Below are 13829 nucleotides of genomic sequence, written 5' to 3' on the forward strand. Positions count from 1 at the left end.
GTATTGTGGAAAAAGATACATTAATATTGTCATTTGAAAGTAGCTGTGATGAAACTTCAGTTGCGGTTATTAAGAATGGTAAGGAGATCCTATCGAACATAATTGCAACTCAGATTAAAAGTCATCAACGCTTTGGGGGCGTTGTTCCAGAAGTTGCTAGTCGTCATCATGTTGAAGAAGTTACGAAGTGTATTAATCTAGCTTTGGATGAGGCTAAGGTAGGGTATGAAGATTTGAATGCCGTTGCTGTGACCTATGGTCCCGGATTAGTGGGTTCACTTTTAATTGGTATTATGGCTGCCAAAACAGTAGCTTTTGCTCATGATTTGCCGTTGATCAAGGTTAATCATTTGGCTGGTCACATTTATTCAGCTAACTTTGTGACTGAATTACAATATCCCTTTATGGCTTTGCTGGTATCTGGCGGACATACCGAACTTGTTTTAGTTACCGCTCCAGGAGAGTTCCATACTTTGGGAGATACACGTGATGACGCTGTTGGGGAAGCCTACGATAAGATTGGTCGAGTACTTGGCATCAATTATCCAGCTGGTAAAAAAGTTGACCAAATGGCAGCTATTGGGAAAGATACGTTTGATTTTCCACGAGCAATGGTTCAAGAAGATAATTTGGACTTCAGTTTCAGTGGTTTGAAGAGTGCCTTCATCAATACAGTACATCATGCTGATCAAATTCATGAAGAACTCAATAAAGATGACTTAGCAGCTAGTTTCCAAGGAGCTGTTTTAGATATCTTGAGTAATAAAACTTTCCGTGCATTAAAAGAACACCCCGTTAAGCAATTGATCGTTGGTGGGGGTGTTTCAGCTAATCAGGGATTACGTAAACGCCTAGCAGATGAAATAGCTAAACGTCATTTAGATATGGAATTAGTTTTCCCTCCATTACGTTTGTGTGGCGACAACGCTGCTATGATTGGGGCAATGGCTCAGATTCAATACGACAAAAATGATTTCGCTGACTTGGATTTGAATGCAGACCCTAGTTTAGATTTTGATATGGAATAAAAAATTTATTTCGCCAAAATGATTATATATTTAGAAAATTTATGGTACAAAGTAATGGAGGTGTGTTAATGAAAAGCAAAACAAAAATTTCGTATGTTATTTTAAAATATGATGATCAGACTGATAATATTTATACTAAAACTTTGAACAATGGTAATCATGTCTATGAGATTCCTAATTCTGAATATGTTCAAAAAGCAGATTCAACGCTTAGTGATATCAAAAAATATATTATCGGTAAGTTGATTGATTTTAATACGACAATTGATGAAAATCATTTGTTCATTCCTTTTGTTAATGTAACTGTTGATAAGGGAATACGAATTTACAATTATGTGGCGCTGATCTTGGAATCAAACCAAAATACCTTCTCATCCATGAATTTTGAATCTTGGCATCGAGTAAAATTAAATCAAAGGGAAAGAGTTTGGAATCTTGCTTGGGGTAGTGGTTTGACTGATCCGGTCGATTTCAAATTTAAAAATACGGCGATTATGGATTATGCAGCCAATCCTAAGGATAGTCATGAAATCACTTTTTCAAATGTGATGCACTTTATTGATGAACAGACAAATGATTTTCCAATTTTAGGATTATTGTCTGGCAATAAATTTACGATGAAACAAGTCTTTCATTATCAAGATTTATTGGGAGTTGAGGCTTTGAAGGCTGGCGATAATGCTACTTTTGAAAATCAATATTCCGACTCGATCCAAGCTATTAAGGACAATAGAATCACGACTTCTTATAAAATAAAAAATGATTATTTAAAAAAATAACATTCAATTTTAGTATATAAATAAAGCTCAGATGACTTATTAAGTCGTCTGAGCTTTATTGGTTTAAAAAACAAATTTTCTGAAAATTAGCATTTCACTTTATCCTTTATAGCGATCTTCCAACTTGCTCATCCAAAAGGCCAGAGCCATGCCAACAAGGAAAAGGACTAAGCTGAGTCCCCAGTCGCTGATGGTTGCATTTTGATAAGTGATGCTTTCGCTGGAATAAGGATTGGGTACCAAGATTAAAATGGTGCTGGCTAAAACGATTCCCAAAATAAAATGATAAACGCGAGAATGATGTTTTTGAATTAGTTTTTCCATAGCTTTGGAGAAAACGAGCATGGAAATGATTCCTCCAATTGCAATGGGAAGAAAAACTAGTGGATCAAATGATTTAAAGCCTTTTAACATAGGTGCGTATAGTCCTAAGATAATCAATAAATTAGAAGGACTTAATCCGGGAACTAATACTCCCAAAGCTATCAAAATGCCGGAAATAACGAAGCCAAAAAAGTTAGCAGGGATGGTTCCAAATATTTCACTCATGAAGAAGAGGAACAATCCGCCCAAAATTAACATACTGAAAAACCAGATGATATCAATTTTGTCACGTTTGGTTCGGGAAGTAGATTCACGTAATAGTGTCGGTAACGTACCAATTATGGTTCCAGCAAAGCCCCAAAGAACAATCATTTGATAATGGGCCAATAAATATTCTAATGGCTGGGATAGAACTCCGATTCCAACAATTCCACCGATGCCAATGGGTAAGAAATAAAAGAAATCGCGTCGAAAATTTTGACGAATATGAGCCATAAAACTGAGCATTCGTCCATAAATGCCCATGATTGCAGCTAAGACGCCACCGGAAACTCCGGGGAGAATGAATCCTAAGGCAATAATCATTCCTTTCAGAAATCTACTTAAAATATTGTCTTGTTTTGTTTTCATAGACCCTCTCTGTGAAAAGCTTTTTATTAAAATTATCAAATTTTCGATATTTAAGCAATAAAAATAGCGGACCTAAAAGTCCACTATTTATCAAAATCTTCTAATTCAATGGATTTTTCGGTCCATTGTTCTTCAATTTTATCTTGTTGTTCCTTATTCTCATCAAGTTCTTTTTGGAGATCAGCTAATTTGCTGTAAGAAGTTAAATTTTCATCTTTAACCATTTCTTTTTGAATAGCAGTGTTTTTAGCTTCTAATTCGGCTATTTGTTGTTCCAAATCTTCCACTTGACGACGAATCTTACGTTCTTGTTTTTGCTGTTCTTTAGATTGCTGATACTGCATTTTCTTTTCACTGACGGAAGTGCTCTTTTGAGAGGTGTCTTCAGCAGGAGTATCGGTAGTCTTTTCTACATAATAATCATAATCGCCAAGATAGACTTTGCTGCCCTTTTCGCCGATATCAACGATTCGATCAGCTAAAGTATTGAGAAGATATCGATCATGGGAAACGAAGAGAACTGTTCCTGCAAAGTTTTTCAAAGCATCTTCCAAAACTTCCTTGCTATCGATATCCAAATGGTTAGTAGGCTCATCCATTACTAGAAAATTATCATTTTCCATTGATAATTTTGTTAAAGTTAAACGAGCTTTTTCACCGCCAGATAAGCCGGCAATGGGTTTCAAAACATCATCGCCGCTGAATAGAAAGGCTCCTAATTTTTTACGGATAATTTGTTCATCTAAACGAGGGTATAGGTCCCAAATTTCGTGAAGAACATCCTTTTTAGGATCAAGCCCCTTTAGATTTTGATCATAGTAACCAATTTGAACGTTAGCACCAAACTGTGAAGTTCCTTTGATCATAGGAATTTTACCAAGAATAGATTTAAGGAAGGTTGATTTACCAATTCCATTAGGACCGATAATACCAACACGTTCGCCTTTTTTAACGTCCAGATTGATTGGTTCCGACATAATTTGTCCATCATAACCGATAGCAGCATCCTTGACTAATAAGACGTCATTTCCGCTCTCTTTGTCGATGTCAAAGGAAAAATGAACTGATCCTTGATCACTACCAGGGCGATCCAAAACGTCCATATGCTCTAATTTTTTGCGACGACTTTGAGCCATTTTAGTTGTTGAAGCACGGACAATATTTTTTTGAATGTATTCTTCAGTCTTTTTGATCTCAGCTTGTTGCTCTTCATAATGTTTCCAAGCTACTTCTTGATTCTTCTTCTTTTCTTGAAGATAGAAAGTGTAGTTGCCAGAATAGTGAGTTGATGAATGGTGATTGATTTCAACAATTTCATTAACAACTTTGTCCAGGAAGTATTGATCATGGGAAACAATTACTAAAGCGCCACGATAGCCTTTAAGATAATTTTCTAACCATTCAACAGTATTGATATCCAAATGGTTAGTAGGTTCATCCAAAAGCAGGATGTCATGATGTTCCAATAACATTTTGGCCATTGCTAAACGTGATCTCTCGCCACCAGAAAGTGTAGAGATCTTGTCATGCCAAACTTCTTCATCAAAGCCAAATCCTTTCAAGACACTACGGATCTCTGATTGATAGCCGTAGCCATTTTCTTGGCGGAAGGTATTTTGAAGTTGATCATATTGTTTTAGAATATTGTCATAATCAGCAGTGTTGGGATCAGCAATTTTTACTTCTAAGGCATGCATCTTTTTTTCTTGAGCCTTTAAGTAATCAAAGACATGTTCCATTTCAGAAAAGATTTCACTATCGCTATTTAAACCAGAATCCTGGGCTAAGTAACCGATATTAGTATCTTTTTTGAGGGCAATATTGCCACTGTTATAACTCTCTTGGTCAGAGATGATTTTTAGTAGAGTTGATTTACCAACTCCGTTACGTCCGACAAGGCCAATACGGCTGTTGTCTTGGACTTCAAAGCTAACATTGGAAAATAATTTTTTAGTTCCAAAATTTTTGGTTAGGTTTTGTGCTTGTAATAAAATCAAGTTAATAACTCCTTTATCTTATTCACAATTTTATCATTAATTAATATTTTATGTCTTTATAGGATTAACGTATTGCGTTTTTGATGATTTTTATTTACTATGAATGTTAGTGAAATGACACACATATGGTGGTAAATTATGACAAAAACAACAGTTCCAAACGCAACGATAAAGCGTTTACCCATTTATTATCGCTACTTCCAATTCTTAAAGGATGAGGGCACGAAAAAAATCTCTTCTGGTGAATTGTCAGAAGGGGTCAAGATAGATAGTGCTACAATTAGACGTGACTTCTCATATTTAGGAGCATTAGGAAAACGTGGCTATGGTTATGATGTAAACGATTTAGTAGCTTTCTTTAAGAAACTATTGAATCAAGACAAACGGACCAATGTGGCCTTAGTAGGTGTCGGTAATTTAGGTAATGCCTTACTAAATTATAACTTTTCTCGGACAAATAATGTTCGAATTGCAGCAGCTTTTGATATAAATAAAGAAATTGTTGGAACAGTTAAGAGTGGCGTTCCGGTTTATGATATTAGTGAACTTAAGGAACAACTTAACTTACAACAGATTGATGTCTGTATTTTGACCGTTTCATCAAATGCTGCCCAGACAACAGCGGATCTTTTGGCAGATGCTGGCGTACGCGGAATTTTGAACTTTACGCCAGTTATTATCAATGTTCCAAATAGCATTCGCGTTCACTATGTCGATTTGGCAAATGAATTGCAGACATTAATTTTCTTCCTAGACCGTGATAAGTCTATGTCAGAAGAATCAAATTAAACTTTTTGGGGGAAATTTTTATGAGTGAACCATTATTTCTAAAACCAGTATTTCATGAAAAAATTTGGGGTGGCAGAAAGTTAGAAACAAAGTTTGGCTATGATATTCCTGAAGGAACAATTGGCGAATGCTGGGCTATTTCTGGACATCCACATGGTAGATCTCAAGTTGAGAACGGCGAATTTGCTGGACAATATGTTGATGACTTGTGGAAAAATCACAGCGAATTATTTGGTAATCCTAAGGGCAAAGTTTTTCCACTTTTAACGAAAATTTTGGATGCGGAAGCCAGCTTATCAGTTCAGGTTCATCCAGACAACGAATATGCTGCAAAGCATGAACATGAACTTGGCAAGACCGAATGCTGGTATATTATCGATGCCGAACCGGGTTCATATTTGATTTATGGTCACAATGCTAAAAATAAAGCTGAATTGGATCAAATGATCGAATCAGGCGATTGGGATCATCTCTTAAGAAAAGTTCCTGTTAAAACTGGTGATTTCTACTATGTACCAAGTGGTACAGTTCATGCCTTAAATAAGGGTATTATGGCCTTAGAGACACAACAAAGTAGCGATACAACTTATCGTTTGTATGATTATGATCGTGTAGACAAGACTACTGGTAAGAAACGTGATCTTCATATTAAACAATCAGAAGACACAATTACTGTTCCTCATAAAGATCCAAAATTAAATATCGAATCGAAGCAAGTGGGTAAGAATAAGTTTACTACTTTCGTTCAACCACCAGTTTCACCATTCTTCTCAGTTTATCACTGGGAGATTAAAGAACCAGTTGAATTGCATCATCAAATTGGTAAGTATACTCTGCTTTCAGTATTGAACGGAGAAGGTAAAATTACCGTTGATGGCAAAGATTATGACTTGAAGAAGGGTATTCACTTAATCGTTCCAGCTACAGTTAATGAATGGACATTAGCAGGCGATTTGGATATTATTGCTTCAGAATCTGGCGAAGAGTAATTTTAATCAAAATCTAAAAAATCATTCTAAAATACAGAATAATGGAAAAATAAATCCGTATATTCTGTATTTTTTTATGCAAAATTCAAGCAAAAATAGAACAATATTGACGTTATGCTTTGTTTTAGTTCGCACTAATTAATAAAATGAAAAATATTTTAATTTGAAATCGCTATCATTTTCCAATTTCATAAAAAGTCCTCTATAATTAAAGTTAAGTTAATTCAAAGGGGACTTAAAATTGCAAAAACAACGGTTTTTTCGAGTCAGTTTAGGATGGCAAATTATTATTGGTTTGATCCTAGGTATTATTTTAGGGCAGATTTTTTATCAGAATAAGGCTGCTATTCAGGTAATGCAGAACATTGGAACCATGTTTATCTCTATGATCCAAATGATTGTTTTACCAATTGTTATATCTTGTTTGACAGTTGGGATTGCCAATATGGGCGATATTAAAAAGCTCGGTCGAATTGGATTAAAAACTTTAATATATTTTGAAATTATGACAACATTAGCGATTATTATTGGTATTATCGTTGCTAATGTTACCCACCCAGGTACATATATTGACATTCATAGTCTAAAAGGTTCGGATATTAGCCAATATACTGCTACCGCTAAAACGGCAAAACATTCGGGTATTTGGTCAATTCTGATGAGCATCATTCCTACCAACATCTTTGCTTCGCTTGGTAAGGGCGATATGTTGCCAATCATTTTCTTCTCAGTTCTATTTGGTTTAGGAACAGCTTCAATTGGTAAACAGGGGAAAATTATCACCGATACTTTGAATGCTGTTGCTAACGTAATGTTCAAGGTTACTAATTGGGTAATGCGTTTAGCTCCAATTGGTGTCTGTGCTTTGATTGGTGTTACTGTTGGCGAGATGGGCTTTAATTCACTGAAACCGTTGGCGCTATTTATTGTAATAGCTTATGCAACTATGGCATTTTTTGTTTTTGTCGTGATGGCTGCCGTCGGACATTTATTCCATGTTAGATTCTATGAAATGTTTAGAATTATTGAAAATGAAGTTACTTTAGCTTTTACAACCGCAAGTTCTGAAGCAGCTTTGCCAAAGATGATGGAAAAAATGCAAAAGTATGGTTCCTCAAAGGGAATCGTTTCCTTTGTTATTCCTACTGGATATACATTTAATCTTGATGGATCAGCTATTTATCAATCTTTAGCAGCACTATTTTTGGCTCAAGCTTATAATATTCACTTAACTCTAGGGCAACAAATTACCCTTGTAGTTGTATTGATGTTAACATCTAAGGGGATGGCCGGAGTACCCGGAGCATCATTCGTTGTGCTACTAGCCACAGTATCGACAATTGGTGTGCCAATGCAAGGATTAACCTTCATTGCTGGGATTGACCGTCTTGTAGATATGGGACGTACTGCCGTTAACGTTGTCGGAAATTCACTTGCTACAGTTATTATTGCTAAGAGTGAACATGAATTTGATGAAGATAAACGTGAGAAGTATGTTGCATCCTACAAACGTGGAGAATAAAAATCTCTACATGTAGTAAAAAAACAAACTATTTAAACACACAGAAATAGCCTACCGAATTTGGTAGGCTATTTTTTCTGTTCAGCGAAAATATTAATTACATTATTCCCATGGTTAAAACAAAGGCATTCATAATGATATGACTGCCGGCACTGACATAAATGTTCTTCGACTTGTAATAAATAAATGAGAACCAAAGCCCCATTGCTACATAAACTAAAAATCTTGTATCTTGATGCATAAAAGCAAATAAGCAAGCAGAGATAATAGCGGCCAGATAAACATTCATCGGTTTGATCAAGTTAGCGAAGAAAACGCGTCTAAAAATAATTTCTTCCATGATAGGGGCAGCAATCATCACGTAAAGAAAATAATAAGGGTATTCTTTGACCATCAACAATAATCCGATAGTATTTTGTGAACTGGTACTAGCATGAAAAATCAATTTATCAGCGAAACCGATGACATATTGAAGTACAACCGCACCAACAGTTCCTAAGATAATCCATTGTAAATCATGATTTAAATTAGATTTTTTTTCAAAACTATTAGGTCCACTTAGTTTAACTAAGTAGATCATAATGCCAGTAGCTACGATTGCTCCGACGGTGATTGTCAAAAAGTAGGCTGAGCCCGTGATTGACATCATTGAGAGAATAGTTCCTAATGACAATAGCAAAATATAAGTAAGCAACGTGAAGAACTGATTTTTTTGGTAAGACATGATTCCTCCTAAATTTTTAAAGGTAAATACTTGCAACTTCACAATATAATGTTAATATAAAACTTGTGATTAGCACAAGAGATGATTGAGTGCTAAATAAATTAAAAAAACAAAGAATTACTAATATTGGAGGTATTTAAATTGTTAAAACCACTTGGAGATAGAGTCATTGTAACAGTCGATAAAGAAGAAGAAAAGACAGTTGGTGGCATTGTTTTAGCAAACAACGCTAAGGAAAAGCCACAAACAGCTGAAGTTGTTGCTGTAGGTGATGGTTTAGTTGCTGATAACGGTACTAAATTACCTATGAACGTTAAAAAGGGTGACAAAGTTCTTTTTGACAAGTATTCAGGCTCAACAGTTAAGTATGAAGACAATGAATATTTAATCCTTCATGAAAAAGATATCATGGCAATCGTTGACTAATTAAAATTTAAAAAAATAGAATTACAAATATTAAATTAATGGAGTGTGAAAATTAATGGCTAAAGAAATTAAATTTTCAGAAGATGCACGTTCAAAGATGATGGACGGTGTTAACAAACTAGCTGATACAGTTAAGACAACTATCGGACCTAAGGGTAGAAACGTTGTTCTTGAAAAGAGCTATGGTTCACCAGAGATTACAAATGATGGTGTTACTATTGCTAAGAGTATTGAACTAGAAGATCACTTCGAAAATATGGGTGCTAAACTTGTTTCTGAAGTAGCTTCAAAGACAAATGACATTGCTGGTGACGGTACTACTACAGCTACTGTTTTGACACAAGCAATTGTTAAGGAAGGTATGAAGAACGTTACAGCCGGTGCTAACCCTGTTGGTATCAGAACTGGTATTGAAAAGGCTACAAAGGCTGCTGTTGACGAACTTCACAATATTTCACATAAAGTTTCTGGCAAGAATGATATTGCTCAAGTAGCTTCAGTTTCATCAGCTAGTGACGAAACTGGTAAATTAATTGCTGACGCCATGGAAAAAGTTGGTAACGACGGTGTTATCACAATTGAAGAATCAAAGGGTATCGATACAACACTTGATGTTGTTGAAGGTATGCAATTTGATCGTGGCTACATTTCACAATACATGGTTACAGATAATGACAAGATGGAAGCTGACCTTGATAATCCTTACATTTTGATCACAGACAAGAAGATTTCAAATATCCAAGATATCTTGCCATTGCTACAAAAGATTGTTCAACAAGGCAAGTCACTATTGATCATTGCTGATGATATTGATGGTGAAGCTCTACCAACACTTGTATTGAATAAGATTCGTGGTACATTCAATGTTGTTGCTGTTAAAGCTCCTGGCTTTGGTGATCGTCGTAAGGCTCAACTTGAAGATATTGCTACATTAACTGGTGGTACAGTTATTACTTCAGATCTTGGACTTGAACTAAAAGACACAACAATGGATCAATTAGGTCAAGCTGGTAAGGTTACTGTTACAAAGGACAATACAACAATCGTTGAAGGTTCTGGCGACAAGGCTGCTATCAGCGAACGTGTTGATTTGCTTAAGAAACAAATTGCTGAATCAACATCAGACTTTGACAAAGAAAAGCTACAAGAACGTTTAGCCAAATTAGCTGGTGGTGTTGCTGTTGTTAAAGTTGGTGCTGCTACTGAAACAGAATTAAAGGAACGTAAGTACAGAATTGAAGATGCTCTAAATGCCACACGTGCTGCCGTTGAAGAAGGCTACGTTGCTGGTGGTGGTACAGCCTTGATGAATGTACTTGGCAAAGTTACTGCTCTTAAAGAAGAAGGAGACGTCCAAACAGGTATCAATATCGTTGCACGTGCTCTTGAAGAACCACTACGTCAAATTGCTGAAAATGCTGGTATGGAAGGTTCAGTCATTGTTGAACACATCAAGAATGAAAAGAACGAAATTGGTTATAATGCTGCAACTGACAAGTGGGAAAACATGGTTGACGCCGGAATTATCGACCCAACTAAAGTAACACGTTCAGCTTTGCAAAATGCTGCTAGTGTTGCCTCACTATTGTTGACAACAGAAGCTGTTGTTGCTGACAAACCTGATGAAAATGCTCCTGCTGCACCAGCTGCTAACCCAGCTGCCGGTGGTATGGGCGGTATGATGTAATTTACCTAAATAAGAATATTGAACGCAGAACAAATTTTGTTCTGCGTTTTTTTTGTTTCCTATCTGTCGCCTAAAAGTATAGAATTATTGATTAGCAGATAAATAGAAGAGAGAGTCAGAATGGAAAGTATAGGATTTGGTCGAAAAATAAATTATGTACCAATGGCAATCAGTTTGGCAGTTGGAATAATTGTTGGGTTAATAACATTGATATTTACGCATGCTGCCCTGTTGGCAGTTATTTTAGGGGTTACTGGGTTAGTAGTAAGTGCATTGCTTTTTGCTCAAAGCATGTCCGATTTTTACGGTCATTGGGAAATTAACGATAAGGAAATTAAAGCTCGCAATTATCAAAATTTTGCAGTGAGATTTCAAACGGTTTTGATTCCTTTTATTGAAGATGAAGTAAAGATCAAGTATTCCGATATTAAGGCGTTAACAGTGGTTGTAGGCAAAAATATGAATGCTCCAGCTAATATACTAGGGGGATCATTTTATGCTCCTAAGAAGATTATGTTCCATTTGCCAACACCTTATTATTTGAACTTGAAATTAAAAGACGGTCGAGAGGTCAATTTAGACTTATCAGTTGACTGGGATGATAGTGAAACGATTGAATATATAATTGCACTTATTTGTTCAGAAGCTGAAATTGGTGCGGAGATTGTTAAACAGGAAAATTAAATAAAGAAAGTATAAAAATGCTAGTAGGAATTAAGGCCTACTAGCATTTTTATGTTTGGTTCTATACTTTTTGGTATTGATGAATAATCAATACCAGTTTTTTTGTCTTTAGAAAATAAAAAAAGAACATTACTGTTCTCATGTTAAGATTTAAGCGACCAAACCCAATCAAACATGGAGGAAACCAATAATGTCCCAAGACAATTCTATACTATGTGCACTTGATATAAAAGACAATAACATGAGAAACATTTCAGTTAAGGACGCTACGATTAAAAATCGTGGCGTTATAAAACATATAAAAATCGTAAGGGCTGATTTAACTTATAAACTGTACAGATGTCCTCAATGCGGTTTAAATTCATTAGTCAAAAATGGGAAAAGAAAAACTAATGCCAGACTGGCGAGTTTTAACGGTATTGAATATCATTTGGTACTCAATAATTAAGGTATTTTTTTCTGAGATTGAATAAAAACTATTATGAGAAGGAAATGAACTTTATGGATCAATTATTTACTATCGGACAGTTAGCAAAATTGTTTAATACCAAGGTTCCAACGCTGCGTTATTACGATGAAGTTGGTCTTTTAAAACCGGCTAGAGTTGACCCACAGACACATTATCGTTATTACACAACAGAACAGTTTGAAAGATTGAATGTCATCACTTATTTAAGGACACTTGATCTACCACTTGATGCAATTCGTGATTTTTTCGAGGCTCGTGATACCTCTAAATTGGAGGCAATGCTGCGAGAACAAAAGTCACAAGTTAAAAAACAAATTACAATTTTAGAAAATATTGAACAAATAATCGATGCTCGATTGACTCAAGTAGAGGATGCTATGCACAGTTCTTTGGAAAAAATCGAGATTATAAAATTACCAGCTATACCGATTATTTCTTTGAGGGAAAACTATCGGTCAAATGAAGATATTGAATTTCCAATTTCTATCTTGCGTCAACGATATGATGTGAATAAGAATATATTCTTAGGTAAAGTCGCCTTAACTATTTCTCAAAAAAGGTTACAGAATTATAAGTTTGATGAATATACCAGTTTATTATTAATTTTAGAACCGGGCGATAATAATCAAACAAACGAGTATTTACAAGCAGGCAGGTATTTAAGAATTAGATTTCATGGAACTCATGATACTGCTCCAGTGCAGTATCAAAAATTGATTGATTATTGTTCAGACCATCATTATCAAGTCGTTGGAGATGCGGTGGAAACAACGTTGATTGATTACGGTATTACGGATGATTTATCTAAATATGTCACTGAAATAAGAATTCCTATAGCAGATTAATAAAATAATATTGACCCTCTAGTCACTAGAGAGTTTATAATTTAAAATTAACATCTTTATTAATTAGGGGGAATCTTATGATAGGGACAATCTTTAACGTCTGTATGATTTTGGTAGGAAGTACAGTCGGGAGTTATTTTAAAAAGGGAATTAAACCTGCGTATAATGAGATCCTAATGCAGGCTCTAGGAATGGTTGCCATGATGGTTGGAATCAATGCTGTAGTGCAACATATGCCAAAGAGTCATTATCCAGTACTGTTTATCGTCAGTTTGGCTGTCGGAGGATTATTGGGACAATGGTTAGATTTAGAGAAACATTTTGATAACTTAGTTAATAAATTTTCTAAGCCTAAGGCCGATGGCAATAATTTAGCTGAAGGATTGGCAACGGCTGTGTTGTTATACTGTATCGGATCATTGTCGATATTGGGACCAATTCAAGCGGCCTTGAATAAGGACTACACATTCTTGTTTACTAATGGGATGTTAGATGGAATTACTTCTATTGTATTGGCATCAACTTTTGGAATAGGGATGGCCTTAGCTGCTGTGGCAGTTTTATGTTGGCAAGGCAGTATCTATTTGATAGCTATGTTGCTGCAGAATTCAATTAATACTAATATGATTACCGAGTTAACTATTGTTGGGGGATTTTGATTTTTGCCTCTGGTTTAGGATTGTTGAATATCAAGAAGATTAAAGTTTTGAATATGTTGCCATCGCTGTTGGTACCGATTGTGGTCATTGCAGTTTTACAATTATTTTAAAAAGCAAAAAGATCAGTCATTCTGTCTGGTCTTTTTTTATAAGTTCATGTTATTTATGGAAATAAAAGTTATTAATAATTGGAACTAAATATTAATAGTTTTATAATATAAATGGGTTATTAGATATAAAAATAAATGAAATTGGTAGATTGCAAATTTAATCCGAA

13 protein-coding genes and 1 pseudogene are annotated in these 13829 nt (G+C 35.2%); 11 read left to right on the forward strand and 3 right to left on the reverse strand.

The genetic code is table 11. From position 1 onward, the window contains the following. Nucleotides 1-5 precede the first annotated feature (5 nt). Both tsaD and FD26_RS05030 read left to right on the forward strand, forming a co-directional pair. Entirely contained in the window at nucleotides 6-1028 is a 1023-nt protein-coding gene (gene tsaD / locus FD26_RS05025) for a tRNA (adenosine(37)-N6)-threonylcarbamoyltransferase complex transferase subunit TsaD (protein ID WP_057867334.1), read from the forward strand. Nucleotides 1029-1096: 68 nt separating this feature from the next. After that, nucleotides 1097-1807 carry a hypothetical protein gene (locus FD26_RS05030; RefSeq protein ID WP_057867335.1) on the forward strand — a complete coding sequence of 237 codons (711 nt, stop codon included), beginning with the start codon at nucleotides 1097-1099 and terminating at the stop codon, nucleotides 1805-1807. 99 nt (nucleotides 1808-1906) lie between these two features. On the opposite strand, the gene FD26_RS05035 is transcribed toward FD26_RS05030, so the two are convergent. Together FD26_RS05035 and FD26_RS05040 are read right to left on the reverse strand one after the other, a co-directional pair. Beyond that, nucleotides 1907-2761: a DUF368 domain-containing protein gene (locus FD26_RS05035; protein ID WP_057867336.1), complete on the reverse strand. Its 855-nt coding sequence runs from the start codon at nucleotides 2759-2761 to the stop codon at nucleotides 1907-1909. 83 nt (nucleotides 2762-2844) lie between these two features. Beyond that, nucleotides 2845-4758: an ABC-F family ATP-binding cassette domain-containing protein gene (locus FD26_RS05040; protein WP_057867337.1), complete on the reverse strand. Its 1914-nt coding sequence runs from the start codon at nucleotides 4756-4758 to the stop codon at nucleotides 2845-2847. A 138-nt stretch (nucleotides 4759-4896) separates the two neighbouring features. On the opposite strand from FD26_RS05040, the gene FD26_RS05045 reads away from it, so the two are divergent. The 3 genes from FD26_RS05045 (at nucleotide 4897) to FD26_RS05055 (ending at nucleotide 8058) form a co-directional block, all read left to right on the forward strand. Beyond that, nucleotides 4897-5547, forward strand: coding sequence for a redox-sensing transcriptional repressor Rex (locus FD26_RS05045; RefSeq protein ID WP_057867338.1), 651 nt, complete (start codon nucleotides 4897-4899; stop codon nucleotides 5545-5547). A gap of 20 nt (nucleotides 5548-5567) precedes the next feature. After that, nucleotides 5568-6536 (forward strand): mannose-6-phosphate isomerase, class I, encoded by a 969-nt coding sequence (gene manA, locus FD26_RS05050; protein WP_057867339.1) that lies wholly within the window; start codon nucleotides 5568-5570, stop codon nucleotides 6534-6536. A gap of 241 nt (nucleotides 6537-6777) precedes the next feature. Next, nucleotides 6778-8058, forward strand: a complete 1281-nt coding sequence (locus FD26_RS05055) for a cation:dicarboxylate symporter family transporter (protein WP_057867340.1) — start codon at nucleotides 6778-6780, stop codon at nucleotides 8056-8058. 97 nt (nucleotides 8059-8155) lie between these two features. Here the strand turns inward: FD26_RS05055 and FD26_RS05060 are convergent, their stop codons facing one another. Continuing rightward, complete coding sequence (locus tag FD26_RS05060) at nucleotides 8156-8782, reverse strand: CPBP family intramembrane glutamic endopeptidase (protein WP_235525314.1); 627 nt, start codon at nucleotides 8780-8782, stop codon at nucleotides 8156-8158. Nucleotides 8783-8923: 141 nt separating this feature from the next. On the opposite strand from FD26_RS05060, the gene groES reads away from it, so the two are divergent. The 6 genes and pseudogenes from groES to FD26_RS05090 all read left to right on the forward strand — a co-directional run bounded on the left by groES (nucleotide 8924) and on the right by FD26_RS05090 (nucleotide 13662). Next, entirely contained in the window at nucleotides 8924-9208 is a 285-nt protein-coding gene (gene groES / locus FD26_RS05065) for a co-chaperone GroES (protein ID WP_057867341.1), read from the forward strand. 55 nt (nucleotides 9209-9263) lie between these two features. Beyond that, on the forward strand, nucleotides 9264-10895 hold the full coding sequence (gene groL, locus FD26_RS05070; protein ID WP_057867342.1) for a chaperonin GroEL: 1632 nt from the start codon (nucleotides 9264-9266) through the stop codon (nucleotides 10893-10895). Nucleotides 10896-11015: 120 nt separating this feature from the next. Beyond that, nucleotides 11016-11579, forward strand: coding sequence for a hypothetical protein (locus tag FD26_RS05075; RefSeq protein WP_057867343.1), 564 nt, complete (start codon nucleotides 11016-11018; stop codon nucleotides 11577-11579). Nucleotides 11580-11769: 190 nt separating this feature from the next. Continuing rightward, nucleotides 11770-12027: a hypothetical protein gene (locus FD26_RS05080; RefSeq protein ID WP_057867344.1), complete on the forward strand. Its 258-nt coding sequence runs from the start codon at nucleotides 11770-11772 to the stop codon at nucleotides 12025-12027. Nucleotides 12028-12080: 53 nt separating this feature from the next. Next, nucleotides 12081-12893 carry a MerR family transcriptional regulator gene (locus FD26_RS05085; RefSeq protein ID WP_160318169.1) on the forward strand — a complete coding sequence of 271 codons (813 nt, stop codon included), beginning with the start codon at nucleotides 12081-12083 and terminating at the stop codon, nucleotides 12891-12893. 104 nt (nucleotides 12894-12997) lie between these two features. Then, nucleotides 12998-13662: pseudogene (locus FD26_RS05090) on the forward strand (DUF554 domain-containing protein). Nucleotides 13663-13829 lie beyond the last annotated feature (167 nt).

The sequence above is a fragment of the Companilactobacillus crustorum JCM 15951 genome, from assembly GCF_001434585.1.
GTDB lineage: Bacteria > Bacillota > Bacilli > Lactobacillales > Lactobacillaceae > Companilactobacillus > Companilactobacillus crustorum.

Excerpts from the sequence above, each read along its gene's own strand:
- FD26_RS05030 (WP_057867335.1), top strand. The coding sequence starts at position 1,097 with ATGAAAAGCAAAACAAAAATTTCGTATGTTATTTTAAAATATGATGAT.
- FD26_RS05035 (WP_057867336.1), bottom strand. The coding sequence starts at position 2,761 with ATGAAAACAAAACAAGACAATATTTTAAGTAGATTTCTGAAAGGAATG.
- FD26_RS05045 (WP_057867338.1), top strand. The coding sequence starts at position 4,897 with ATGACAAAAACAACAGTTCCAAACGCAACGATAAAGCGTTTACCCATT.
- manA (WP_057867339.1), top strand. The coding sequence starts at position 5,568 with ATGAGTGAACCATTATTTCTAAAACCAGTATTTCATGAAAAAATTTGG.
- FD26_RS05060 (WP_235525314.1), bottom strand. The coding sequence starts at position 8,782 with ATGTCTTACCAAAAAAATCAGTTCTTCACGTTGCTTACTTATATTTTG.
- groL (WP_057867342.1), top strand. The coding sequence starts at position 9,264 with ATGGCTAAAGAAATTAAATTTTCAGAAGATGCACGTTCAAAGATGATG.
- FD26_RS05075 (WP_057867343.1), top strand. The coding sequence starts at position 11,016 with ATGGAAAGTATAGGATTTGGTCGAAAAATAAATTATGTACCAATGGCA.
- FD26_RS05080 (WP_057867344.1), top strand. The coding sequence starts at position 11,770 with ATGTCCCAAGACAATTCTATACTATGTGCACTTGATATAAAAGACAAT.
- FD26_RS05085 (WP_160318169.1), top strand. The coding sequence starts at position 12,081 with ATGGATCAATTATTTACTATCGGACAGTTAGCAAAATTGTTTAATACC.